At 36.2% G+C, this 25,911-nt stretch carries 28 protein-coding genes; 14 read left to right on the plus strand and 14 right to left on the minus strand.

The features are described 5' to 3' along the window. Positions 1-44: 44 nt before the first annotated feature. A complete protein-coding gene (locus tag BD809_RS01850) occupies positions 45-494 on the minus strand; it encodes a ferritin-like domain-containing protein (protein WP_148781245.1) in 450 nt (149 codons plus the stop codon). A gap of 210 nt (positions 495-704) precedes the next feature. After that, positions 705-1,556, minus strand: coding sequence for a DUF6252 family protein (locus BD809_RS01855; RefSeq protein ID WP_148781246.1), 852 nt, complete (start codon positions 1,554-1,556; stop codon positions 705-707). 331 nt (positions 1,557-1,887) lie between these two features. On the opposite strand from BD809_RS01855, the gene BD809_RS01860 reads away from it, so the two are divergent. Genes BD809_RS01860 through BD809_RS01870 form a run of 3 tightly spaced genes read left to right on the plus strand, consistent with a single transcriptional unit; the run spans position 1,888 to position 3,678 of the window. Beyond that, the gene (locus BD809_RS01860) at positions 1,888-2,418 is read left to right on the plus strand and encodes a 30S ribosomal protein S16 (RefSeq protein WP_148781247.1); all 531 of its coding nucleotides are present in this window, start codon (positions 1,888-1,890) and stop codon (positions 2,416-2,418) included. 14 nt (positions 2,419-2,432) lie between these two features. Further along, positions 2,433-2,960: a ribosome maturation factor RimM gene (rimM, locus tag BD809_RS01865; RefSeq protein ID WP_148781248.1), complete on the plus strand. Its 528-nt coding sequence runs from the start codon at positions 2,433-2,435 to the stop codon at positions 2,958-2,960. Between the two features lie 58 nt (positions 2,961-3,018). Further along, positions 3,019-3,678: a tRNA1(Val) (adenine(37)-N6)-methyltransferase gene (locus BD809_RS01870; protein ID WP_148781249.1), complete on the plus strand. Its 660-nt coding sequence runs from the start codon at positions 3,019-3,021 to the stop codon at positions 3,676-3,678. A gap of 76 nt (positions 3,679-3,754) precedes the next feature. Here BD809_RS01870 and BD809_RS01875 read toward each other — a convergent pair whose 3' ends face one another. Next, a complete protein-coding gene (locus tag BD809_RS01875; RefSeq protein WP_148781250.1) occupies positions 3,755-4,066 on the minus strand; it encodes a hypothetical protein in 312 nt (103 codons plus the stop codon). Positions 4,067-4,623: 557 nt separating this feature from the next. Further along, a complete protein-coding gene (locus tag BD809_RS01880; protein ID WP_148781251.1) occupies positions 4,624-4,926 on the minus strand; it encodes a hypothetical protein in 303 nt (100 codons plus the stop codon). A 386-nt stretch (positions 4,927-5,312) separates the two neighbouring features. Between BD809_RS01880 and BD809_RS01885 the strand changes: the two genes are divergently transcribed. Both BD809_RS01885 and BD809_RS01890 read left to right on the plus strand, forming a co-directional pair. Next, entirely contained in the window at positions 5,313-6,491 is a 1,179-nt protein-coding gene (locus BD809_RS01885) for an acyl-CoA dehydrogenase family protein (protein WP_148781252.1), read from the plus strand. A 53-nt stretch (positions 6,492-6,544) separates the two neighbouring features. Then, positions 6,545-7,783, plus strand: a complete 1,239-nt coding sequence (locus BD809_RS01890; RefSeq protein ID WP_148781253.1) for a BaiN/RdsA family NAD(P)/FAD-dependent oxidoreductase — start codon at positions 6,545-6,547, stop codon at positions 7,781-7,783. Positions 7,784-7,804: 21 nt separating this feature from the next. Here the strand turns inward: BD809_RS01890 and BD809_RS01895 are convergent, their stop codons facing one another. Together BD809_RS01895 and BD809_RS01900 are read right to left on the minus strand one after the other, a co-directional pair. Next, entirely contained in the window at positions 7,805-8,362 is a 558-nt protein-coding gene (locus BD809_RS01895; protein WP_148781254.1) for a TetR/AcrR family transcriptional regulator, read from the minus strand. A gap of 24 nt (positions 8,363-8,386) precedes the next feature. After that, positions 8,387-8,860, minus strand: coding sequence for a TspO/MBR family protein (locus BD809_RS01900; protein ID WP_148781255.1), 474 nt, complete (start codon positions 8,858-8,860; stop codon positions 8,387-8,389). Positions 8,861-8,959: 99 nt separating this feature from the next. On the opposite strand from BD809_RS01900, the gene mvaD reads away from it, so the two are divergent. From mvaD to BD809_RS01925, 5 genes are all read left to right on the plus strand, one after another. Then, positions 8,960-10,045, plus strand: coding sequence for a diphosphomevalonate decarboxylase (mvaD, locus tag BD809_RS01905; RefSeq protein WP_148781256.1), 1,086 nt, complete (start codon positions 8,960-8,962; stop codon positions 10,043-10,045). Between the two features lie 45 nt (positions 10,046-10,090). After that, positions 10,091-11,026: a mevalonate kinase family protein gene (locus BD809_RS01910; protein ID WP_148781257.1), complete on the plus strand. Its 936-nt coding sequence runs from the start codon at positions 10,091-10,093 to the stop codon at positions 11,024-11,026. Positions 11,027-11,038: 12 nt separating this feature from the next. Then, the gene (locus tag BD809_RS01915) at positions 11,039-11,944 is read left to right on the plus strand and encodes a geranylgeranylglycerol-phosphate geranylgeranyltransferase (RefSeq protein WP_148781258.1); all 906 of its coding nucleotides are present in this window, start codon (positions 11,039-11,041) and stop codon (positions 11,942-11,944) included. An 80-nt stretch (positions 11,945-12,024) separates the two neighbouring features. Beyond that, the gene (locus tag BD809_RS01920) at positions 12,025-12,978 is read left to right on the plus strand and encodes a carbon-nitrogen hydrolase family protein (RefSeq protein WP_148781259.1); all 954 of its coding nucleotides are present in this window, start codon (positions 12,025-12,027) and stop codon (positions 12,976-12,978) included. Positions 12,979-13,025: 47 nt separating this feature from the next. Next, entirely contained in the window at positions 13,026-13,865 is an 840-nt protein-coding gene (locus BD809_RS01925; protein ID WP_148781260.1) for a pseudouridine synthase, read from the plus strand. On the opposite strand, the gene BD809_RS01930 is transcribed toward BD809_RS01925, so the two are convergent. The 6 genes from BD809_RS01930 to BD809_RS01955 form a co-directional block, all read right to left on the minus strand. Then, the gene (locus tag BD809_RS01930; protein ID WP_148781261.1) at positions 13,846-14,712 is read right to left on the minus strand and encodes an alpha/beta hydrolase; all 867 of its coding nucleotides are present in this window, start codon (positions 14,710-14,712) and stop codon (positions 13,846-13,848) included. The genes BD809_RS01925 and BD809_RS01930 overlap by 20 nt on opposite strands. Beyond that, the gene (locus BD809_RS01935) at positions 14,702-15,898 is read right to left on the minus strand and encodes a mannosyltransferase (RefSeq protein WP_317130839.1); all 1,197 of its coding nucleotides are present in this window, start codon (positions 15,896-15,898) and stop codon (positions 14,702-14,704) included. Before BD809_RS01935 ends, BD809_RS01930 begins: the two co-directional genes overlap by 11 nt. 182 nt (positions 15,899-16,080) lie before the next feature. Further along, entirely contained in the window at positions 16,081-17,553 is a 1,473-nt protein-coding gene (locus tag BD809_RS01940; protein WP_148781263.1) for a cellulose synthase family protein, read from the minus strand. Then, entirely contained in the window at positions 17,553-18,245 is a 693-nt protein-coding gene (locus tag BD809_RS01945) for a glycosyltransferase family 2 protein (RefSeq protein WP_148781264.1), read from the minus strand. The genes BD809_RS01940 and BD809_RS01945 overlap by 1 nt, the downstream gene beginning before the upstream one ends. Before the next feature lie 152 nt (positions 18,246-18,397). Continuing rightward, a complete protein-coding gene (locus BD809_RS01950) occupies positions 18,398-19,996 on the minus strand; it encodes a 4Fe-4S binding protein (protein WP_148781265.1) in 1,599 nt (532 codons plus the stop codon). A 27-nt stretch (positions 19,997-20,023) separates the two neighbouring features. Further along, positions 20,024-21,337, minus strand: coding sequence for an NAD(P)/FAD-dependent oxidoreductase (locus BD809_RS01955; RefSeq protein WP_148781266.1), 1,314 nt, complete (start codon positions 21,335-21,337; stop codon positions 20,024-20,026). 298 nt (positions 21,338-21,635) lie between these two features. On the opposite strand from BD809_RS01955, the gene BD809_RS01960 reads away from it, so the two are divergent. The 4 genes from BD809_RS01960 (at position 21,636) to BD809_RS01975 (ending at position 24,359) form a co-directional block, all read left to right on the plus strand. After that, positions 21,636-21,788: a YqaE/Pmp3 family membrane protein gene (locus tag BD809_RS01960; RefSeq protein WP_148781267.1), complete on the plus strand. Its 153-nt coding sequence runs from the start codon at positions 21,636-21,638 to the stop codon at positions 21,786-21,788. Positions 21,789-21,824: 36 nt separating this feature from the next. Beyond that, positions 21,825-22,403, plus strand: coding sequence for a hypothetical protein (locus BD809_RS01965; protein WP_148781268.1), 579 nt, complete (start codon positions 21,825-21,827; stop codon positions 22,401-22,403). Between the two features lie 94 nt (positions 22,404-22,497). Beyond that, entirely contained in the window at positions 22,498-23,595 is a 1,098-nt protein-coding gene (locus BD809_RS01970) for an acyloxyacyl hydrolase (RefSeq protein WP_148781269.1), read from the plus strand. Positions 23,596-23,606: 11 nt separating this feature from the next. Further along, positions 23,607-24,359 (plus strand): head GIN domain-containing protein, encoded by a 753-nt coding sequence (locus BD809_RS01975; RefSeq protein ID WP_148781270.1) that lies wholly within the window; start codon positions 23,607-23,609, stop codon positions 24,357-24,359. A gap of 3 nt (positions 24,360-24,362) precedes the next feature. Here BD809_RS01975 and BD809_RS01980 read toward each other — a convergent pair whose 3' ends face one another. Continuing rightward, positions 24,363-25,082 carry a TIGR04283 family arsenosugar biosynthesis glycosyltransferase gene (locus BD809_RS01980; RefSeq protein ID WP_148781271.1) on the minus strand — a complete coding sequence of 240 codons (720 nt, stop codon included), beginning with the start codon at positions 25,080-25,082 and terminating at the stop codon, positions 24,363-24,365. Between the two features lie 21 nt (positions 25,083-25,103). Next, a complete protein-coding gene (locus tag BD809_RS01985; protein WP_317130840.1) occupies positions 25,104-25,898 on the minus strand; it encodes a DUF547 domain-containing protein in 795 nt (264 codons plus the stop codon). Positions 25,899-25,911 lie beyond the last annotated feature (13 nt).

Below are 25,911 nucleotides of genomic sequence, written 5' to 3' on the forward strand. Positions count from 1 at the left end.
AAGCCCGAAGTACTCGGGCTTTTATTGTGTATTTGTCTTCTTTTTTAAGAAAAAGAGGATTCAAAACGCTTTACATCATTTAAAGCTTCTGAAATATTATCGCGATGTTTCTTTAAAATCGTTGTGGTAGAAAGAGGGAGCGAGGTTTCTTTTAATACTTCAGTATACTCTTCGGCTGCGGCTTTTTCTCCGCGAATAGTTTCTTCTAAAATGGATTCTTCGCTATTTGCTGAAAGTGCCGATTTAATATTCATCCAAGTGCGATGAAGATCTCCTTTGACACTTGTGCCTTTGTCTGGACTTTCTCCAAATGATTTGATCTCATTCTTAATTTCATGTCCAAAATTGTAGCGTTCTTGTGCTCTTTTGTTAAAATAAGCTTTTAGATCGTTATTTTTTACATTCTCTGCTGCAGTTTTATATCCTTTTTCTGCATCGTAATTTTTTTCCAACAATTCATTGAGTTGTTTGGCTACTTTTTCTGAATATTTCATAGTTTTTTCTTTTTTACAATTAATTATTAGTCATGTTTTATTACTATAAAGATATCTTTGAAAACAGTTGATGTCAAGCCAATTAACAAGCTTTATGAGATATTAACGGAGATTAACAAACCCTAGCACAGCTTGCTGTTAAATTTGTTAATTAAAAAAGCGCCTTACGTAAGTGTAAAGCGCTTTCGCGAAATAGATATGTACTTGGGGTTAATATCCGAAATCGAATGTTCCTTCGGTAATTTCGTGTTGATTGCGGGTAGCAAAAGTAAAAGTACCATTAACACATCTCGTGGTAGTATCGTGGTTTGTAATGGTTATGCTTCCTGACTGGGCAGCAGACTTGTCTTTGTTAAGACTGTAGGTGGCGCTATACTGTCCGGATCCCGAAAGGGAGTATTCGCCGGAAACTACGTCGATTGGAACTACCAATTCTATAACTTCGTCGTCATTTGTCGCGGTAATTCTAAGTGATGCATCTTCTACTCCTATTATAACAGCCTCATGTGTATCGCCGATGAACTCTGTAAGATCTATTAATCCTGTCATCGAAGCATTGAGCAAACATGGGTTTATTGCAATTTCTTCTTCAGAAGTTTCAGGAGTAGGTATTGTACCGGGTATAAGCGGAATTCTATAAAACCATCCATTTTGAAAAGTGACAGCATTACCATATTCATCTTTTAAATTTATAAAGTTAAAAGTTCCCGAAATAGTATTGTCTGTACGATTTGTTATGGTTGTGGTTCCCGAAGATTCTCCTGACTTATTCAAAAATTTAAACGAAGCATCTGTATAGGCAACCTCACCATGCGTTTGATCATCTAATTTATAACTCCCAACAGAAGATGAAGGTATAGTGATTGTAAGGGACTTATTACCTGCACTTCCTGATATAATAATGGTACCATCATCAAGAAGTGTGGCTTCTTTTATGTCAGAAATAAATAATTCACCATCAATGGCTACCTGCAGACCAGGGGTGTTTACTTCAATATCGTTGGAGCATGAGAGTAGGGTGGAAATAAGGCAAAAAAGTAAAAAAGTAGTTTTGTTAATCATATACTTATAGCATTAAGCTAAGCTTACGGTTAAACCGTAAAAATATTACTGATTACAAACATAGTTGATAAACAGCAAGTAAACAAGTGTTTATGAAAATAATTACTAACTTTTATCGATAAAAATATATTTTTTTCGACGAAATACACTATTTGTAGGTGTTTTTGGGTGTTCCGTAGGATTATCTTTGAAATCGATTAAAGAAGGTTGACTACTCTATAATATTTACTGGGTATCAAATAAATAGAAAAAAATTAATTTATATATGAAAATAAAGTATCTTTGCAGCCTTTAATTATAATCCGGGTCGAGTACCCAAAAATTAATTTTTATGCCTGTTAAAATTAGATTACAGAGACATGGTAAGAAAGGGAAACCTTTTTACTGGATCGTTGCAGCAGATGCAAGATCAAAAAGAGATGGTAAATTCTTAGATAAATTGGGAATCTACAATCCAAACACTAATCCAGCAACAATCGATTTAGATATTGATGGAGCGGTAAAATGGTTGCAAAATGGAGCGCAACCAAGTGATACGGCTAGAGCAATCTTGTCTTATAAAGGCGCTTTATTGAAGAATCACCTTGCTGGTGGTGTAAAAAAAGGAGCATTGACTGAAGCGCAAGCTGAAGAAAAGTTCCAAGCATGGGTATCTGAAAAAGAAGGTACTGTTGATGCTAAGAAATCTGAACTTGCTAAGAAAGAAGAAGATGAAAAAGCAAAAGCATTGGCTGCAGAGAAAGAAGTAAATGCAAAGCGTGAAGCTGCTGCTGCTGAGGCTGAGGCTGCTGCAAAAGCAGAGTCTGAAGCTGCTGCTGCATCTGAAGAAGTAACTGAAGAAACAACTAACGAAGAAGAGTAGTTGAACCACTAACGATGAAGAAAGAAGAATGTTTCTATCTGGGAAGAATCGTAAGTAAATTCAGTTTTAAGGGAGAGGTGTTGGCAAAACTTGACACCGATGAGCCCGAAACTTATCTAAATATGGAATCAGTATTTGTTGATTATAACAACAATCTGGTTCCATATTTTATTGAAAAATGTTCCCTTCACAAAAGTGATTTACTGAGAATTCGTTTTGAAGATGTCGCTTCTGAAGAAGAGGCTGATGACTTAATGAAGGCAGATCTTTACCTTCCTTTAACGCTATTGCCAAAGTTAGACGGAGATCGTTTTTATTATCATGAGGTCATAGGATTTACAGTAATTGACTCTAATTTTGGAGTTGTAGGTACTATCAAATCCATAAACGACACTACATCGCAAGCATTATTTGAAATTGATAATAATGGAACCGAAATTTTAATACCAATGAATGATGAATTCATTCAAAAGTTAGACCGTGAAAAGAAGGAGATTCTAATTACAGCTCCAGACGGTCTTATTGAACTCTATTTATCTTAGTTTCTTGAGTACTCCCTTCAAATTTAAAGAATTTACAATTGCTCAAGATCGCTGTGCGATGAAAATTGGAACAGATGGGGTGCTTCTTGGTTCATGGATACCACTGACAGATAATGAAACCTCTATTTTAGATGTAGGCACAGGAACGGGTGTGATTGCCCTAATGCTTGCGCAACGGTCTAATGCAGAAATAGTAGATGCGATTGAGATTGACCCGGATGCTTACGAGCAAGCAGTAGAAAATTTTGAAAACTCTCCATGGGGAGATCGTCTGTTTTGCTACCATGCTTCTTTTCAGGAGTTTTTTAATGAAATTGAAGAAAGCTACGATGTAATTGTAAGTAACCCTCCATTTTTTACAGAAGACTTCAAATCAGATAATCCACAGCGCAGTGTGGCACGTTTTGAGGATGCACTTCCTTTTGAGCATTTACTTTATGGGGTATCTAGATTATTATCTAAACAAGGTCGGTTTGCAATGATCTTACCCTATACGGAAGAGGAGTCGATTCTTAACCTAGCTGCTACCTATACGTTATTTCCTGAAAAAATCACCAGAGTTCGAGGTGCCGCTGCAACTCCAATTAAGCGCAGCATGATAGTTTTTGGAAGAAGTGAAAAAACTTTTGAGGAAGAAGAACTTACAATAGAAATTTCGCGTCATCAATATACTCCAGAATATGTAGCATTGACCAAAGCTTTTTATTTAAAAATGTAAAAGGAGTACCTTTTACGATACTCCTTTTGTTTTTAATTGCTTGATGTAGCAATGGTACTGCTTAAATAAGCTTTATTTATTCAGAAATCCAATTACCTTCTGCATCAACATATACTTCCATACTTTCTCCATCTTCTTTAGCTAGCTCTAATTTAAAAGCAGAAGCGTCTTGCTTTGCTGAAGCTTTGCTAATAGTTGCACCTGCAAAATCCTTAGCTACTGCATCGATAACAGGTTGTGGTAAAGTTTCAACAGCTACATCTGTATATTTTTCTTGAGTTGCACTCACTTCAGTAGTACTATTTACTGCTAAATCTTGTGCTGCTACTGCTTGATTTCCAAATGTAAAAGCTAAAACGGCTACTGGTATTACAAATAATTTTTTCATGGTTCTTGTTTTTAATTAAGTTTTAAATTGATAACACTTTATATAATGTAATAATTGTACCAAAAGAACTTGCAGTTATTTTATAGTTGTAAGATATTATATTTCAATAGTTTAGTATTTATCGTGAATTTTCATTAAGATTTTCTTATGTAGATATTGTGTGGAAATGGCTACAAGAGTGTGGATTATTTTCCTACATACGTTAAATAAAGTTGCTTAATACAAAACCGTATAAGCAATTGAGGAGTTTAGTGAGTTAACCAAGAGTTGGTATGTTGGCCCATAAAGTATTTCTGGTATTATTTGCAGCTAAGGATACCAATGTTTTGTGTAAAGTAATGAGTTATGGTTAAGAATTATAAATTTGAAAGTGAGACTTGCCCTGAATGTTTTAAGGCGGTGTGACTATATTTTTAATTCAAATGAATGTACCGTATAGAATTGGTTAAATTTTTTTCAAAAAAAAAGAAACCCATAACGGGTTTCTTTCCTTTCTCATAAATGATTTTTTTAGTCTTTAGATAGTGGTCTGTTTTAAGCTATCCAATAACAGGATGTTATTCAGAGATCCAATTTCCTTCTGCATCAACATATACTTCCATAACCTCACCATCTTCTTGAGTAAGCTCTAGTTTAAATTCTGATGCATCTTGTTTTGCGGCAGCTTTACTTATAGTTGCTCCTTCATAATCGTTTGCAACAGCATCTAATACAGGTTGTGGTAAATTCTCAACTGCTAATTCAACATACTTTTCTTGTAGTGTTACCTCGGTTGCATCGTTTACTGCAAGATCTTGAGCAGCTACTGATCCTATTGTCAAGGTTAACGCTAATGCTGGTAATACAAATAAATTTTTCATCGTTATAAGTTTTATTAGGTTTTAATTCTAAATTAAATTCATATAAATAATAGTAATAAGTGTGCCATCTGCTTATTGCTTCTGGGATTATGTTTAGTAAACTGATTTACAGTGTTTTGAAAAGATGTGTTAAAGGACTCTTAATGTAAGAAAAGTGAGGTAAAGTGTAGATTTTTGTAGGAATATGAGGATTATTTACTCAGTATTTATGGTACTTCCAAAAATTTTGGACTAGTTGTGGTTAATTTCCGGAATTTTAACTTAAAATGGTATTACACTGCTACGCTTTTATCAAAATATATTGGAGGTTAAAAAATTGTGTTCTCGTATTGCTTTAGTTACATTTGTTAGTATCAGAATAGTATGTACGGTCTAAACTTTTATATATGAAGCCAGATTTATTTCAAGCCCCCGATTATTATCAGATAGATGATTTGTTAAGTGATGAGCATAAAATGGTCAGAGATGCTGCGCGCAGTTGGGTAAAACGCGAAGTCTCACCTATAATTGAGGAGTACGCGCAACGAGCAGAGTTTCCTAAGCAGATAATTAAAGGTTTGGCAGATATTGGTGCTTTTGGTCCCTACATACCGCAAGAGTATGGGGGTGCTGGACTTGATCAAATCAGTTACGGTCTGATTATGCAAGAAATAGAACGAGGTGATTCTGGTGTACGGTCTACAGCTTCTGTTCAGTCATCTTTGGTGATGTATCCTATATTTAAATATGGTACCGAAGCGCAACGTAAAAAATATCTACCAAAATTGGCATCCGGTGAGTTTATGGGGTGTTTTGGTTTGACAGAGCCAGATCACGGTTCAAACCCGGGCGGAATGACTACTAATTTTAAAGAAGAAGGAGAGTATTATGTTCTCAATGGAGCTAAACTTTGGATATCCAATGCTCCGTTTGCTGATTTAGCTGTGGTCTGGGCAAAGGATGCATCCGGAAGGATACACGGATTAATTGTAGAGCGGGGAATGGAAGGGTTTACTACGCCCGAAACACATAATAAATGGTCTTTGAGAGCTTCAGCAACCGGAGAATTGATTTTTGATAATGTAAAAGTGCCTAAAGAGAATTTATTACCCGGTAAAAGTGGGCTTGGTGCACCTCTGGGATGTTTAGACTCGGCAAGGTTTGGTATTGCTTGGGGAGCAATTGGTGCAGCGATGGATTGCTATGATACAGCTTTGCGTTACGCAAAGGAGCGAATTCAGTTTGATAAACCTATCGGAGGCACACAGTTACAGCAAAAAAAATTAGCAGAAATGATCACCGAAATCACTAAAGCGCAATTGTTAGCGTGGCGCTTAGGTGTTTTAAGAGACCAAGGTAAAGCTACCTCGGCTCAAATTTCTATGGCTAAAAGAAACAATGTGGATATGGCGATAAAAATAGCCAGAGAAGCACGACAGATACTCGGGGGCATGGGAATCACCGGAGAATATAGTATTATGAGACATATGATGAATCTTGAAAGTGTAATTACCTATGAAGGTACGCATGATATTCACCTGTTAATTACCGGTATGGATATCACCGGCCTTTCAGCATTTTCTTGAATTAAACATTTTTAAGGACTTGTTTCCCTTCGGTTTTTGACTAATTTTGCACGATGAATTATGACGTGATCGTAGTAGGCGGAGGTGCAGCTGGTTTTTTTACAGCAATAAATGCAGTAGATAAAAACCCAAATCTCAAAATAGCTATTCTAGAGCGGGGTAAGGAAGTGTTATCTAAAGTAAGAATCTCTGGGGGCGGCCGCTGTAATGTGACCCATGCAGAGTTTATGCCAATTGATCTAACCAAAAATTATCCTCGTGGTGAAAAAGAATTAAGAGGTCCCTTTCATACATTTATGACTGGCGATACTATGGCTTGGTTTGAAGAACGTGGGGTGCCTTTAAAAATTGAAGAAGATGGACGTGTTTTTCCTGTGTCCGATTCATCAGAATCTATTATAGATTGTTTCCTGAAGGAAGCAAGAATACACGAAATTGACGTAAAAACTAATCACGCGGTAAAAGAATTTCAAAAATCATCAGATTGTTGGGAGGTGCACACCTCAAAAGGTATGTTTAAGGCTAGGTACCTCGTAGCAGCCACTGGAAGTAATCCAAAAATATGGACGCTGTTAGATCAAAAATTTCATAAGACAGTTGCTCCGGTTCCTTCTCTATTCACTTTTAATTGTAAGGACAGTCGAATTAAAAATTTGCCTGGAATTGCTACGCACGCTTCGGTAAAAGTAAAAGGAACTAAGTTGAAGTCAGAAGGACCGGTGTTGATTACGCATTGGGGGCTGAGCGGACCTGCTATTTTAAAATTGTCTGCTTGGGGGGCAATAGAACTCCATGCAAAAGCTTACAAATTTGAAATTGAAATAAATTGGTTACACGAACAAACAAGTGAAGAGGCATTTTTTGGGTTACAAGAACTCAAAAGTCAATATACTAAACAATATGCATTTAAATACGCGCAGTTTGACTTACCGAAGCGCTTGTGGCAATCGCTAGTGATCGCTTCGGGAATTACCGAACAAACCCGATGGGCAGATCTCAAAAAAGAACAATTAAGGAAGTTAGCAACGCAGCTCACCGAATCAAAATTTAGTATCAACGGTAAAAGTACGTTTAAAGAAGAATTTGTCACTGCAGGAGGTGTTATTTTGCAAGAAGTGAATTTTAAAACGTTTGAAAGTAAAACACATCAGAATTTATTTTTTACCGGTGAAATTTTGAACATTGATGCTATTACAGGAGGGTTCAACTTTCAAAATGCTTGGACAAGCGGTTACATTGCAGCATGCACTTTGGCTGAAAAATCTTTGGAAGAAAAGAGAAAGACGAATTAAGTAGCTATACCATTCATCGTTTTATTCTTTTACAAATCCTCTCCAGGAAATTTCAATTGCTTGCTGTAAGTGTTTTTCTTGTAGCGTTACCTTTTCATTTTCATGAATTTTTACGATAGAAACTACGTTTCCAAAGAAAAGCTCTTCCATTACCATAGTGTTATAGGATTTAAAAACCTTATCTCTGATTCCGTTTCTAAAATACAATTCTATCTCACTAAAATATTTTCTCGCACGATCCTTTAAAGATTGTGGTATTTCTGGTGAGCGTGCAATTTGCTCAGAAAAGACGAAAGCTAACGGATTGTTCACAAAATAATGGAACAAATTCATCCACATAGTTGAAAACTGCTTTTTGTAATCTCCTTGATCCGTATTTCTCATCACCACAGTTCCAAAATCCTGGGTTAGCATCAGATAGAGTTCGGTGATTATCTCCTCCTTATTTTTGAAATGATGATATACCGTTCCATTGGCAACTCCAGATTCTTTTATAATCTGCGATAGCGATGTAGCATTTATCCCCTGAGTAGTTATTAACTCTAAGGTGGTTTGCAAGACTATTGCTTTTTTACTCATGTGTTATATTTCCTTGTTCAACTATTAATTAAGCTGCCATATGCTATAGTTCAAAATTGCCGCAAAAGCAATCCATATAGCGTAAGGAATAAGTAGGTAAGCGGCGGTATTATTGACAACTTTAAACCATTTGATGGTAAAAAGGAAAAGGATAAACAGGGCGGTAATATCCAGTAGCGCTAATAAAGGGCTTCGCAAGCCAAAAAATAATATAGACCATGCTGCGTTTAATAAGAGCTGAAAACCGAAATGGTATAAGGCTACTTTTACCCATTTATGATAAAAGCCGCGACTCCAAACCATTCCAGCTGCTATTCCCATTAATATATACAATACAATCCATACCGGGCCAAACACCCATTGCGGTGGGGTGAAGGCGGGTTTAACTAACGAAGGGTACCAAGAACTCATACCTGATTGCGTAGCAATACTGCTCAAGATGCCTATGGAAAGACAAATAAAAACAGTAATACTAATACGAATTAATTTTTTCTTCATAGCCCTACCTTAGTCAAGCACTAAAATAGCAATTTATTTTCACTAGCTCTACTATTAAATTCGACTAAGCCCTTATCTTTGTCAAAATGTTTTTTTTTGATGAGCAGTTCTACAACGTTTATTTCACCAGTTTATTCAAGTCTACCCGACAAAGGAACGATACGATGTACGTCGCCGAGTAATATAGCTTTGGTTAAGTATTGGGGAAAAAGAGAAATACAATTACCGGAAAATCCATCGATAAGTTTCACTTTGTCCAATTGTTACACCGAAACCTCACTCGAGTATATAAAGCTTAGTGAAACACAAGAAACTGTCAAGTTTGATTTATTATTCGGAGGAAAAGAAAAACCTGATTTCAGACCAAAAATAGAAGCATTTCTACAACGTATTTTGCCGTATGTTTCTTTTGTAAAAAATTACAAGTTGAAAATTGATACGCAAAATACCTTTCCTCATAGTAGTGGTATAGCATCTTCTGCCAGTGGCATGAGTGCTTTGGCTTTTGCACTGGTACATTTAGAAAAAATAATTAATCCTGAATTGTCTCAGGAGTTGCTTGTACAAAAAGCATCCTTTTTATCCAGACTTGGTTCAGGAAGTGCATGTCGCAGTATAGAGGGTCCGGTGACCATGTGGGGAAAGCACAACGCTATTTTAGAGAGTTCTGATGCATATGCTATCAAGGTACCTTTTGAAGTTCATAAAAACTTTGATAACTACCAAGATGTCATTTTACTGATAGACAAAGGTGAAAAACAAGTGAGTAGTACTGTAGGACATAACCTTATGCATGGCCATCCCTTTGCACAAAAACGATTCGAACAAGCTCACGATGCTGTCGATGACTTGATCCAAGTTCTTAAAACAGGGGATCTGGATCGTTTTATCACGCTAGTAGAAAGCGAGGCATTAACATTGCATGCCATGATGATGACCTCATTACCATATTTTATTTTAATGAAACCCCATACCCTTACAGTACTTCAGAAAGTTTGGGAATATCGTAAAGAAACGGGTTCAAAAGTTTGTTTTACTCTCGATGCAGGAGCTAATGTCCATCTCCTGTTTCCTGAGAATGAAAAAGATGAGATTTACGATTTCATTAAGACAAGCTTAGTTGCGTATTGCGATAAAGGACAGTATATTTGCGATAAACTTGGATTGGGAGCCAAAATAGTGTAATTTTAACACTATAAAGACGACAACTACAGTAAGCACTATCAACTGATGAAAGGACCACTATTTTATTCTAAGATTCTTCTGTTTGGAGAGTATGGTATTATTAAAGACTCTAAAGGTCTTAGTATTCCATATAACTTTTACAAGGGCGCTTTAAAAGTTTCAGATAATCCTTCTGAAGAAGCTATCAAGTCGAATACGCATTTGAAGAATTTTGCAGAGTACCTGCAAACTATTCAGAACGATGCATTGGTCACTTTTGATTTTGAGGCTTTATTTAGTGACGTAGCGTCGGGAATGTATTTTGATAGCAGTATTCCTCAAGGATATGGAGTTGGAAGTAGCGGCGCTCTAGTTGCGGCTATTTATGATAAATATGCTATCGATAAAATTACCATTCTTGAAAATCTAACACGAGATAAATTACTCAAATTAAAAGAAATTTTTGCTGTGATGGAATCTTTTTTTCATGGCAAGAGCTCAGGCTTAGATCCTTTAAATAGTTACTTAAGTTTACCTATTCTTATTCACTCCAAAGATAATATCGAAGCAGCTGGAATTCCGTCTCAAAGTACAGAACAGAAAAAGGGCGCAGTTTTTTTATTAGATAGTGGTATCGTGGGGGAAACCGCACCAATGGTGAGTATTTTTATGGAAAATATGAAGCAAGAAGGTTTTCGTAATATGCTCAAAACACAATTTGTTAAGCATACCGATGACTGTGTTGATGATTTTTTGAAAGGAGATGTAAAATCTCTCTTTATGAATATAAAAAAGCTATCCAACGTTGTTCTTGATAACTTTAAACCAATGATACCTCAACAATTTCATGCTCTGTGGAAAAAAGGTATTGATACCAATGCATATTACCTAAAACTTTGTGGTTCTGGTGGCGGAGGTTACATTCTAGGCTTTACAGAAGACTTTGATAAAGCGCAAGCAGCATTGGAAAATTATAAGTTAGAAGTAGTTTATAACTTTTAAAAAGCAGTATGTATGCTGTCCAGAAAAAATAAACTCATATTGCTAAAGCTGTTGAGTTTGTTTTCGGTGGTTCGGGGTTACAATATTTTAGTTATTGTAATCGCACAATATTTAACCTCAATTTTTATACTGGCACCCCACGTTCCTATTAGTCATATACTGTTTGATACTAAACTGTTTGTTTTAATTCTAGCTTCTTCAATTGTTATTGCTTCCGGTTATATTATTAATAATTTTTATGATCGTGAAAAGGATTTAATTAATCGTCCGCAGAAAAGCATGTTGGACCGATTAGTAAGTCAGCGGACAAAGTTAACCGGATATTTTGTCCTTAATTTTTTGTCGGTCGTACTGGCAAGCTATGTTTCATTTAGAGCTGTTTTATTCTTCTCTATATACATTTTCGGAATTTGGATTTATTCTCATAAACTAAAAAAAATTCCTCTTTTTGGTAATATTATAGCAGCTTTACTCTCAATTATTCCTTTTTTCGCAGTTTTTGTCTATTATAAAAACTTTGACCATGTAATATTTGTACATGCTTCTTACCTGTTCTTATTATTGGTAATACGAGAAATGGTTAAAGATTTAAGCACGATAAAAGGGGACTTAGCACAGGATTATCATACACTGCCTATTTTGTATGGTGAAAAGGTATCCAAACGTGTTATTACTATTTTGGTACTTGCTTGTATTTTACCTACTTACTTATTGCTAACACAGTACGATATTGGCTATATGGGGATCTATTTTAATATCGTGTTATCATTACTCTTTTTCTTTTTGGTTGGTTTATGGTTGTCTAAGGCTCAAAAACACTATTTATGGTTACATAATGCCATGAAATTCATCATTGTTTCAGGTGTTTTCAACATAGTTCTTATAGATATAGAAGTTATCTTGCGTAAATTCTTATAGCGTAAATTTAGCTTGGAAGTGTGATCTATAAGAAGAAAGGTAAGAAAATTTTGGTTGCAACATAACATAAATATACATGTATGAAATCATCACTAACAGTTGGCTTAGCACAAATAGCACCAGTATTTTTGGACAAGGAAAAAACCTTAGCAAAAATTGAAGCAACCATTATAGATGCTTCTGAGAGGGGTGTAGCGTTACTCGTATTTGGAGAAGCCTTATTACCCGGATATCCTTTTTGGTTAGCACTAACTAACGCAAGTGAGTTTAATAATTCTATTCAAAAGGAGATCCATGCGCATTACGCTATGAACTCGGTTGTTATAGAAAATGGTGATTTGAAGGGAGTATGTAACTTAGCTAAACAGCATAATATCGCTATATATATTGGCGTAATTGAGCGTCCTATGGATAGAGGAGGTCACAGCTTGTATGCCTCCTTGGTATATATTAATGAAGAAGGTTTCATAGAATCTGTTCATCGTAAATTACAGCCTACCTATGAGGAGCGATTAAGCTGGTCCCCGGGTGATGGCAATGGATTACAAGTTCATGAACTGCCTCCATTTACTGTTGGTGGCTTAAATTGTTGGGAAAATTGGATGCCGTTACCCCGAGCTGCGCTCTATGGTCAGGGAGAAAACTTACATGTAGCAGTCTGGCCGGGAAGTGATTTTAATACCAAAGACATAACGCGTTTTATAGCAAGAGAATCCAGATCCTATGTCCTATCAGTTTCTAGTGTACTCAAGCTTTCAGACATTCCTCAAGATTTCCCGAATCGAGCTGCTATCTTTGGTTCTCTTACGACTCCGTTGGCTAACGGTGGCTCCTGTATTGCGGGACCTGATGGCGAATGGATAGTGCCTCCTGTAATTGATAAAGAAGAGCTGATTACCGCGACCTTAGATTTCAACGAAGTTTTAAAAGAGCGTCAAAATTTTGATCCTGTGGGTCATTATGCACGTCCTGATGTGACGCGACTTCATGTAAACAGAGAACGACAAAGTACAATTCAACTAGATAAAGAATAGTTGCCTTATAAAGAGGGAATAAGCTATCTTTGTGCAAAATTTCAGATATGAGTCGTGGAGATAATTCCAATAAAGGAAGTAATAGTGGAAGACAGGGTGGAAAATCCAGAGGAAAATCTTATGCAAGAGGGAACGCCCCTATACGAAAAAAAGAACCGGTTAAACGAATTATCAAAGTCTCTGACGAGATGAGGCTTAATAAATTTGTTGCAAATTCTGGTGTTTGTTCACGTAGAGAGGCAGATTTATACATAGAAACAGGAAGTGTTTGGGTGAATGGAAAGCCTATTACAGAAATGGGATATAAAGTTAAGCTTACTGATGAGGTTAAGTTTGACGGAAGAGTGATTACTCCTTATAAAAAAGAGTATGTGTTACTTAATAAACCTAAAGGTTTTGTCACTACCAATAGCGCAGAAAAAACCAGAACCGTTATGGATCTGGTAGCAAATGCATCAAAATCGGTGCTGAAACCGGTAGGGCGTTTGGATCGCAATACAACTGGTTTACTATTATTTACAAATGATGTTGATATCGAAAGGAAACTAATTGATCACAAAGTAGGGGTACGTAAGATCTATCATGTTGAGCTAAGTCGTAACTTAAAGTATGAAGATCTAATTAAAATAAAAGAAGGCATCAAGCTTAAAGAAGGTCTTATTCACGTAGACGAAATATCATATATTGATGGAGCTTCCAAAAATGAGGTGGGGATAGAATTAAAATCTTCAAAAAACAATATTGTACACAAATTATTTGAACATTTAGAATACGATGTCGTAAAATTAGATCGTGTTATATATGCAGGCTTGACCAAAAAAGATTTACCAAGAGGACACTGGCGGATTCTTACAGAACAAGAGGTTGTTAATCTTCGAATGATGTAGTTTCTTTTAGTGCAGTAGTAAGAGGTGCAGCCAAAATATTTTTGAGAATATCATAATATTGTTTCGTAATATAAATTCCATTATGTCCTGCACCCTCAATCATTATGTGATGTATCTTATCCGGATACAGCGCCTTAAGTTTCTTTGAGTTTTCTTCTGGACTAATTAAAAAGTCTCTGGAGCCATGAAAGATATAGACGGGACAAGAAACTTCTGATAAGAATTGGTAGGAAGGGATTTCATAATTTATCAGCATTTGAGGTACAGGAGCAATACTTGCAATAAAAGTATTCCAAGAATAGTACGGGGCTTCTAGTATCAAAAGCTTTGGGTTATTTTTTGCGGCAGTATACGCGGCGAAACCAGTTCCTAAAGAAAAGCCAAGAACAATAATACGAGATTCATCATAACGTGTTTTGACATAATTGTATACTTCCTGAGCATCATTATAAAGTTGTTTTTCTTCAGAGTAAAATCCATCACTTTTACCATAGCCACGGTAATCTACAAATAGAATATCATATTGGTTATCAGTATATAACGAAGCTCTCTTCCCCCAGTCATGGATAGCGCCTGCATTGCCATGAAAATACAGAATCACACCCTTTGATGCGGTTCGTGTTTTGAAAAGCAAGGCATTGAGCTCTATTTTTTCGGCAACTTTGATGTTGATTTCTTCAAAAGGTTGTTCAAATTTGTACTCGTATGCTTTATCCAGTAATTTCGGATTAAAAAAGAACCGTTCCTGTCTAAAGTATAAAAAAACATAAGCCCCCAAAATAAGCAGTGATATACCTAAAATAGTTCTGAGAATTCTTCTCCCTGTTTTTTTGTAATCAATTTTCAAGATGACAGGTCTTTACTTTTTTATGCTGAAAGATTTCAAAAATAAATATACCGATTACGATTAGATATTCTAAAGCGACCAAAGCTAAATTTTCACTAAAATTAGTTTCGGCATACGCACTATAACTCAATACAACTGTCAGTGACCACCAAAGAACATAGCGATAGGTAGTAAAGATTGATAAAAAAACAGGAATCGCCAGATACCACGGATGAACTGTAGTAGAGAGTAAAAAATAGAGAGAAATTGCAAATAGCATAGCTGTAAGTAGCTGAGGAAAATTTGAGTTTTTTCTAAAAATGCTCAAACTCAAAATGCCTAAAACAGATAGAACAGGTAATATTTTACCGACTGTTCCTATAATATTCCAACCAACAGTTTGATAACCGAACCATCTAATAATATAGTAGATGCTGGCATTAAATTCAAAATTTTGGAACCACAGTGCAATAGTTTGGCTAAAGTTTTGCAGAAATTCGCTACTTATAAAGGGAAGAAAAGTTAAAAATGCAATCGTAATAGTCAGCGTATAAAAAAGCAACAATTTTGGAGCTTTTCCGAATCTGGAAGGTTGAGCTTTGTAAAATGGAATAAAATATTGTAAAAGCAAAGGTAACAGGAGCAAGGGTAACAATTTAACAGAGATAGAGAGTCCAAAAACCCCCGCAGCCCAATGCCACTGTCCCTTGGCTAATAAATATAGTGACCAAGCTAAGAAAAATACCATAACCGCTTCAAAGTGTAAGTTTCCCGTCAATTCTATAATTATAAAAGGATTAAGAAAGTAGAAAAAAATATGATGTTCAGGTAAGTTTAGAAATGTGAGTAGTTTTTTGCCAAAATAAAGCGTCCCAATATCTGCTAAAATGATGATTGAACGGAGTATAATTACAGCTCCCAAAATACTGTTGTCTGCAATCAAAGCAGCAATGCCATAACAAAGCTGACTTAGCGGAGGATAATTAGTGTAGTGGCTTCCGTTTAAAGCTCCCATTCCATCGTATAGGACTTCTGCCTGAGCAAAGGGAGCGTTACCTTGAGAGATCCACTCCAACGGTAATGTTAGGTATGGATTCAAGCCTTGTGTTAGAAGTCTTCCGTCCCATATAAAACGATAAAAATCCTGAGATAAGTTGGGGATGGCAATTAAGAAAAGAAGCCTAAATAGCAATCCGATCCCTGCCAAGAATTTAAAATCATGCTTGTAAAGACTAAGCAGTTTGTATGCAAAGAAAAATAATGCGCTGTATAAGCAAACTAATTTTATAAAATCGGTCCGTTCCAAAGAATACGCAAAAATGAGATAAAAAAGAAGACTGAAAATCAGAAGTATGATTGGGATACCACTATATTTCTGAAGTCGACCGATCACAATTTTGAAGTGATAGATTTTATAAACACAAATCCAAATCCTAAGAATAACATCATATGAAATAAAAACAAACCAAAATCCTGTAGTTTAAAAGCACTATACAGTGCAAAACCAAAGTATCCCATGAGTAGTGCTTCAATAATGGTATTTCCTGAAATATTTTTATTGATGTATTTGTTGTCTTTTAGATTATTTTTTAATGTACTTACGTTAAATTTTGGCGTTCTAATGAATTCACTTTTCTTACCTAAATGACCTTCTAGTACTGCCACAGAGTTATGAACCGAAAACCCCATTGCAATTGAGAAAAATGTAAAAAACATTTTTATATACTCCATAAATTTCCAAAAACCTTTGCCATGAATCCTCTTAAAGGTATACCAATAGCAGAAGAAAAATATCACGGTGCTTAAGGCAAAAAAGGCGATGACATTGAAGTACCAACTGAATAGAGGGTTACTATTTTTGATATACAAAATAGGTACGCTCAACACAGCCACTAATAAAACCAAAAGAAAAAGGCTACTATTTAATAGATGAAAAAAGCTATGCAATTTTGTTTTAAATGGCACAGTTGAATCCTTGAGGAGTTTCCAGAATAACTTCTGAAAATTTTCGGCAGCCCCTTTGTTCCAGCGAAATTGTTGCGAACGTGCAGCACTAATAACGATCGGTAGCTCCGCCGGAGTTTCTACATCTTCAAGATATTTAAACTTCCATTTTTTCATTTGCGCACGATAGCTCAAATCTAAATCTTCGGTTAGTGTGTCTCCCTGCCAGTTACCGGCATCAAGAATACATTTTTTTCTCCATACACCGGCAGTACCATTAAAGTTGATAAAGTGATTGTTATAATTTCTCCCTACTTGCTCCATTGTAAAGTGAAAATCCAATGCGAATGCCTGAATTTTGGTTAACAGGGAATAATTACGGTTGATATGACCCCATCGGGTTTGAACGACACCAATACTTGAGTCTTTGAAAAAAGGAATGGTTCGTAGTAACCATTGTTTACCGGGCAAGAAATCAGCATCAAAGATCGCTACAAATTCACCTTTAGCTATTTTTAACCCTTCTTTAAGTGCACCCGCCTTGAAACCACTGCGATCCTCTCTGCAAATATGCTTGATATCAAGTCCTGTGGCTCTCAACATCTTTATTTGGGCAGCTGTACTTTGAACAGATTCGTCAGTAGAGTCATCCAGAACCTGAATTTCCAACTTATCTTTTGGGTATTCTAACTGCGCTATGTTATCTAGCAAACGTTCCATTACATATAGTTCATTATAAACCGGTAACTGGATGGTAACGAATGGGATCTCTTGTGAGTTCTCAAAATTGAAAACAGGAGATTCATCCGGTTGCCTTTGCGATTTTATATAATTAAAGAGCAGGTTGAGTTGCGTTAAACTATATAAAAAAATAATAAGTAACGCGAGGGTGTAAATTATGATAATGGCAATATCCACTATTTGAAACTGTATTTAAAAATCCAACTTAATATCTTAATGCCTGCAAATATAGCACCTTTTACCGTTCCCGAAACTTTTGAAACTCCTATTCGATTCTTATATGGCACCTTAACTTCAGTATAGGTATATTTTTTTTTAATCGCTTTCAGTTGCATTTCTACAGTCCAACCATATGTTTTATCCTCCATTTCAAGTGCTAAAAGCTTACTGAACTTAATAGCCCGAAACGGTCCTAAGTCAGTAAATTTGGCTCCAAAAAATAAGCGCATAAGGTTTGTTGCCAGCCAATTTCCAAAAATTTGAGGAAGAGTCATAGCTCCTTGTTCTCTCAGCTCTTTGGTTCGAGCACCAATCACTAGGTCTATGCTATCAGTAAGAATGGGGTCAATAATCTCCGTCAGATTTTCTGGGTAATCACTATAATCCCCATCCAAGAATACAATAATATCAGGTTTAATTTCTTGATTTTTTATATATTCTATACCTTTCAAACAAGCATGCCCGTATCCCATACGCGGCTCTTTTAACACGGTAGCCCCTGCTTTCTTAGCAGCTATTTCCGTATTATCTGATGAGTTGTTGCTCACCACCACTATTTCCGAAACAAATTTGGGAATATCTCGAATAACGAGTGGTATTGCATCCTCTTCATTAAAGGCGGGAATAATAACTTTTATAATTGAATTCATCTTTTATATGAACCTAAGTAGTACGTTTTTTGCTAATGGTGATTTTCAAAACTAGCGTGCAAAATAAAACGGAGCAATATCGTAAATAATATCCACTCTTGGCAACTATTCCCTAACTAATAGGTTAAGCCTTCCAGAGATCGTGACTTACTTTATTTTCCTTGATTAACATAGTCCATCAAATCTACATCATTACCAAGTAGGATTTCGTTGGAATTGATGCGTCCGTTCATACTATCATTTTCCAGTTTTAAAACTCCGCGAGGACAAACCGCCGAACAAATACCACAACCTACACAGCTGGATCGAACAATATTTTCTCCTTTTTGCGCGTATGCTCTGACATCAATTCCCATCTCACAATATGTTGAGCAATTCCCACATGATATACATTGTCCGCCATTTGTTGTAATTCTAAACCTTGAAAACAAACGTTGTTGAAACCCTAAAATAGCAGCCATAGGACATCCGAAACGACACCAAACACGATTTCCAAAAATTGGATAAAATCCGGTTCCTACCACTCCGGAGAAAATTGCACCGATCATAAAACCATAACTTGCACGCAATTTTTCAGCTTCAAAAAAGAATAGATTTCCATCGCTGCCAAAAAAGTGAAGCGCTAATAAGACAATGATGAGAGTGAAGTATCCAATGGCGCCATAAACGGCATCTTTTGCGAGTTCTTTACGTTTGAAAAGCATTACAAGTGCAAACACAAGTGTAAGCAATGTTCCTACTCCAATTAAAAATAAGTCTTTTGTTAACCAATACTTTGAACTGTCGTTTCCTAGATACGAGTGTACAACCGCGGTTGTCATTATAGTTACAAAGACTACAACACTGTGTACCACCCAACGCTCGATTTTCCAGGCAGTCTGACTTTTGTCACTCAGGTGTCTAAAAGGGTCTCCGGCAGTCTCAGCAAGACCACCGCAACCGCACACCCAGCTGCAGTACCATCGTTTACCGTATTTATAGGTGAGTATAGGAGTAATTATAAAAATAGAAGCGATACCAAAAATCAATAGGCCTGTTCCTATCGAGCCGGCGCTTATAAAACTATCCACCCTGTATTGCTCGAAGTTGTAATAATTAAGAGGCCAAATATTCTTAAGATCGTAATACGGTAAAGAGAAGGAATCTGAATTAAGCCTGGCCATAAACTCCGGAATCAAAAAAGCAAACGCTAGTTGGAAGAACATGACAGATATGGTTCTTAGTTTTTCATATCGGTTGTGTTTATACTTTAAAAAGAACTTAAAGCCAAAAGCTAAAATCGCTATAGTATAAAGTGTGCCATACACAAACCACTGGCTTGCGGGGTTGCCACTAAGAATCTTGCTCAAGGGGTCAAACAATCCTACCAGACCGGTATTGTCACCTTCGTTACGCAATCCCAAAAACTGGGGATAAAAGTACAAAACGATATAAAATCCAGTTAATACGACGCCCAGTATCCACGCCCAAACACCACGATTTGCGATAGACTTAAACCAAACGCCATCATTTTTTATACCTTCTGTCTTATGAGAATAGGCAGCTAAGGAGAACCAAATAATTCCGCTTGTTATTGCTGTAAGAGCGGCTGCAAGCCACATACTTTTATTGGGAAAATTATAGTTTGTGATCGCTAAAATAAAAATGCCTAATCCGGTCAATCCTAAAACAACTGCGAATTTCTGTGAAGTGGTTAATGACTTAGGAGGATTGCCTCCTGTAAGTGATAGGTTATGTTCTGTATATTTCATACTATTGATCTAAAACGTAGATGATTGTTAATTTGTGTGTAAGGTATGTACGGTGTGGGATGCCTTGAACGCTGTTTTTATTTCTGCCTCGTAGTGTGCATAGAACTCCGGGTCAAAATTAGCTTCTCTTAAGTTTTCGATGACGTAATAGACATCCTTTTTCTGAGTGAGCCAACGATCAAACACCTCGTGTCTTAAACGTATACCAAAGGTGTTGATCCCAATAAATTGTAGAGAGTCTTTGTTGTAATTAATTGTAATGCATTTAGTATCATCACTATGTCTCCAGTGAAAATGTTTTTCATGTTCTTTAGGTTTTGCAAATACCCAACCATATGTCTGATATTCAATATCCAGGAACTTTGCGCTGTTAAACCAATGTCCCGGTTTATATTTCATAGGTTTTCCACAAAGTGTTTGTGCAACTACTTCTCCCATCATTCTTCCGGTATACCAAACAGCTTCTACAGGGTTTCTATTTCCAATAGCTGTGCGCTGCTCAGCGCAATCACCAATAGCATATATAGACGGAATATTAGTTCTTAAATGGTCATCTACCAACACACCTCGATTTGTTTCTATGTCGCTATCTTTCAGAAATTGAATATTGGGAGAAACACCGGCTGTGAGTCCCACCACAGAGCACTCAATTACTTCTTGCGTTTCTTTAATCACTACACCTTTCGCAGCACCCTGGTCATCCAATAGAATTTTATCTAGATTAGTGTTTAGGCGTAAGTCAATATGATGATTTCTGATATGACGATTGATCACTTCACTCTCACCTGCAGGAAGCACGCTATCCCAAAAATTTTTTTCACGTACTAAAAATGTGACAGGGATATCTCTGGATCTCAGCATTTCTGCCAATTCAATTCCAATCAATCCACCCCCCACAATCACTGCTCTTTTACACACGGTATTATTAGGCGCAACTTTTTCTAAGGTTTCTAAGTCTTGTTTATGATATAACCCAAGCACTCCCTTGCCATCCTGGCCCGGCCATCCAAATTTATTAGGCTTAGAACCAGTGGCTACGATCAGCTTATCAAATGAGAGCGTTTCTCCATTGTCAAAAATCAACATATTTTGTGCCCCTTGAATCTGAATTACTTTACCTTGTTTGAGATTTATTTTGTTTTTCTTCCAAAACCAATTTTCGTAAGGCTGGGTGTGTTCAAATTTCATATGCCCCATATACACATACATTAGGGCTGTTCTCGAAAAAAAATACTCAGTTTCTGCAGATACCACCGTAATTTTTTTGTCAGATAGTTTTCTAATATGGCGAGCGGCAGTTATACCAGAAATTCCGTTACCTAAAATTACAATGTGTTCCATAAGTAATATAAATGTATAGTTGACCTAAAAATACGTTTCTCAAAATAATAGGTCGTTAAGAACTTTTAAAACTTAATCATTTTGTGTTATTTAGAATATTTATCAATAATGACTTGAAAACTTGAAATGGAAAAACTATAATTATTCTGGTAAATAGTTAACTATTTTTTAAAAAATCATCAAAAAATTAACATTATCACTCTTTTTAAGTTAAACATATATCAATTGAAAAAACCTTAACGGTATCCCGTTTTGAATCGAAGTAGTTTTGTTTCATAACTAATCAAATTTTTATCGTATGTCGTTATTAACCATAATATTAAACATTTTACTACCGCCATTGGCCGTGTTCTTAAAACATGGTTTGGGTATGACTTTCTTAATCAGTGTCCTACTTACATTAATAGGTTGGTTGCCTGGAGTAATTCATGCATTTATAGTAAATGATTAGAATATTATTAATTAACTATCAAAATTCAAAACAATTATGAAAAAGCAAGTATTATTATTAGCTATACTAAGTGCAACGCTAATTAGCTGTGATGTTAATCAGAAAAAAGAAGCCAAACTTCCAGACGTTGATGTGGATATTGATGCCGAAGAGGGTCAATTGCCAACATATGATGTTGATTGGGCAGATGTAAATGTAGGAACAAAAACTAAAACCATAAAAGTGCCAAAAGTGGTAGTTGTCATGGAAGAAGAAGAAGTAGAAGTGCCATACATCGATCTGGATATGCCTAATGAAGGTGAAAAAGAAGAAATGAGTATTGTTGTCGAGACTGAAGTATCAGGCAAAGAACATGATATTGAAATTCAGGAAATTCGCGCTGATGGTAAGCGATTGTATGTTATTTCAAAATTAGAAGCTTTAGATACTGATTTGGGAGATAAAACTATGCGTATACAAGATCAGATTGAAATTAATGCGCCTGATTTAGACATTAAACATATCATTGTAGGAGAGCGTCCTGACAGAACTTTTAATGGACAGTATACTTATGTAGGAACCATGAACGATTTTAATGATCGTATCAAAAACGCTAAGGTAATCTATAAGCGATAATATAGTTAATGGTTGATTTTTAGATTACTTTGTGGCTCTCAGATTTTTCTGAGAGCCATTTTTTTTTCTTTTAAAACCTCCTGATAGATCTTTGATGAAATACATCTACACTTTTTTAATTCTCTTAGTTTACTTTTGTTGCACTGCTCAAAATAAATATGCTACCCGTTATTATTTTGATGCCCATTATTTCTACGGAACGATATTAGAACATAACCCTGATATTAGTCATTTGATTACACAACATCCGGAGGGAGTGGTACTAAGTTATAACCGTAAAACTTATGGAGATAGACCATGGGAAGGATGGTACAACTATCCGGATTATGGGGTGTCTTTTATTTACCAAGACATGCAGAATGAGTTTCTTGGGGATAATTATGGTTTGTATGGACATATGAACTTTTACTTTTTAAAAAAAAATATTCAGTTTAGGTTGGGTCAGGGAATTGCAATTACTACGAATCCTTATGATAGAAATAGTAACTACATCAACAATGCATATGGATCTCGACTTCTTAGTTCAACATATATAAAATTGAATTATACACGGCCCTCTCTTTACAAAGGAATCGGTTTAGAGACCGGAGGCACTATAATCCATTATTCTAATGCAAGTTCAAAAGCTCCGAACAACAGTACTAATACCTTTGCCTTTACTGTAGGGCTTACGTATGATCCAAATTATACCGAAGAAAGGAGTTATATAGCCAAAGATTCAACAACCTTTAAAAATCAGTCGTTACGATTTAATCTGGCGATATTGGCAGGCGCTAATGAAACCGATGTAATCGGATCTGGACGGTATCCTTTTGTAACCTTTTCAGGGTACGTGGATAAGCGCATTGGTCGTAAAAATGCATTGCAACTGGGAGCAGATTTTTTTGTGTCCGAATTTTTAAAAGAATATATTAAATATAGATCAATTGCATTTCCTGAAGATGGAATTGATGGAACCGAAGACTATAAGCGGGTTGGATTGACTGCAGGGCATGAGTTATTTATAGGGGACCTTTCAGTAGTGACCCAGATAGGCTACTATGTGTATTATCCGGTGCCTTATCAAGGAAGGTGGTACAACAGGCTGGGTCTGAAGTATTATTTTTATAAAGATATCTTTGCTAATGTAACTGTCAAATCTCATGGTGCAACGGCAGAGGGTGTGGAGTTTGGAATGGGAATACGTTTGTAAAAAGATATAAGATGGTTAGATTATTGGCAATTTTCATTGTAGTTATTATGTGTGTAGGATGCGATGCGGAAAATGCTCCCGATTGTTTTCAGGCTGCAGGTGAAACTATTAGAAAAGAATTTGTGGTTCCTGAGTATTCAAAAATTTCAGTGCTACAGCGTACGCAATTAATAGTCAAACAAGGAATTGCTCAATCCGTGGTAGTGGAAACAGGGGAAAACCTATTGGATGACATTGACGTATATGTACAGGATGGTACCTTAATTATAGATAATAAGAACGCCTGTAATTTGGTTCGTGAATATGGACTAACCAAAGTGTATGTTACACAGCAAGAGTTGTCTGAAATAAGAAATGCAAGTGGTCTCCCCGTGAGAAGTGATGGCGTGCTATCGTATGCTACACTACAACTAACATCAGAGGATTTGGAGACTGAAGATGCATTCCATAAAACAGGGGACTTTTATTTAGAACTGAAATGTGATAGTCTAAGCATTGTTACCAACGGAAAATCAAATTTTTTCTTATTAGGAGCGGTAAATGCACTAGATCTAAAGTTTATGGAAGGGGATAGCCGCTTTGAGGGTAAGGATTTGAGTGTCAATACCGCTACTATTTTTCACCGAGGTACAAATGATATATATCTAAATCCACGCAATGCTGTGACCGGTGAGCTAAGAAGCACAGGAAACTTAATTTTATTTAATACGCCCCCTGTTCTTGATGTGAAAGCCTTGTATAAGGGAAAGGTGATTAAGTTATAAATGTTACTTCACTACCTTCTTTTTATAATAAGCACAAAGCTCTTCACCAGAGGCGCCAAACCATCTTTTTATATAAATAATTAGAAAATAATACTGTAACCGCCAAACGCCATGTTCCCGATAACGGCGTGATGAGGTGACTATCCATGAAGGAATAACAGAAAACATTTTTTGATCATATAATTTGCCAATGAAATGATTATCCTCAAATACAATATAACGTTCATCGTATCCACCAATCTCTTGAAATACTTTTTTGCAAACAAATAAACTCTGATCCCCGCCTCTACAAGCTCGGTGATTTATTTTGGTGAACCAGGCCATAAGTCCAAGCCACCAATGTTTGTGGTCAAATTTCATTCTAAAACATCCTGCTCGCTTATTGTCTTTAACGTAGGTAACGATTGCTTCGTCAAAATGCTTTGGAGGTAAGCTATCTGCATGTAAAAAATATAAAATATCAGCTTCCGCTTTCCTAGCTCCGAAGTTCATCTGAACAGCTCTGCCTTTATTTGATCTAAAAACTTTTATTGGAAATGCGCCAATCTTTTGTGCGATGCGACGACGATCATAGTCATTTACTTTTTTGAGTGTATCATCTGTACTTCCACCATCAATTAATAATAGCTCGTGTATCTGCGTGCCCGATACCTGATCGAGATGCTTCAAAAGCACTTTGATAGTGTTTTCTTCATTAAAAACAGGAACAATAATACTAATCATTCAGTAAGACGGTTCTTAGGCTTATTCGTTTAAATTCCAGTTATAGTCTAGGTAATCAATGGTTGCATTTTTACTGATTTTGATATCAGTATAGGGGTTGATAAAATCAATAACAGATTCGTTTCCGTTAATTAAATAATCACTTTTGTACCAATCAAATATAGACGAAAGTTTTAGAGAGTTCTCTGAGATCTGATTTTTTTCGCTATTTATAAATTCTCGTGTTGCTTTATCTAACTGCTCATTAATTTTACCTGCCGTATAGGCTTCGTTTAGCAGTTTAGGGCATGATACTGAGGAACAGTTGATAGCAAAATGTATTCTGGGCTCATTCATTTTACGAAGCACACCGTTTTCGATTCCTCCTAATGATAACGTACGACCCCCTATAGGCACGATGGCTTTGGTCCAGGCACCGCTAATATCCTTAATACTTTTAACGGGGTAATTTTCAACAATTAAGTCTACTGTATACGCATTGTATAGATTAATATAGAATGCTAAGAGTTCTTGTACGGACCAGTTATCGTTGGGTTGCATACCGGATACATATTTTAAATATTTCTGTAACTCCTCCCGGTTATCCTTCAGGCTTTTATAGTCAACATCACCAGTGGCATCCACATATGTTTTTAAGATCTTATCCCACGATGCATGATCTACATTAACGACTGAATTAGCGGTCGTTGAGGTTAGTTGATGCGGAGTTGTCTTTGTGGGTTGACCCTGACTGGTGAGTCCTGCAGCACCCAATAGCGTACAACTACCAATTAGGATACTGGTAGTAAAGAGTAATAGTAAACTTTTAGGTATCATTTTCATAGTATTT

The sequence above is a fragment of the Aquimarina intermedia genome, assembly GCF_008124785.1.
GTDB classification, from domain to species: Bacteria; Bacteroidota; Bacteroidia; order Flavobacteriales; family Flavobacteriaceae; genus Aquimarina; species Aquimarina intermedia.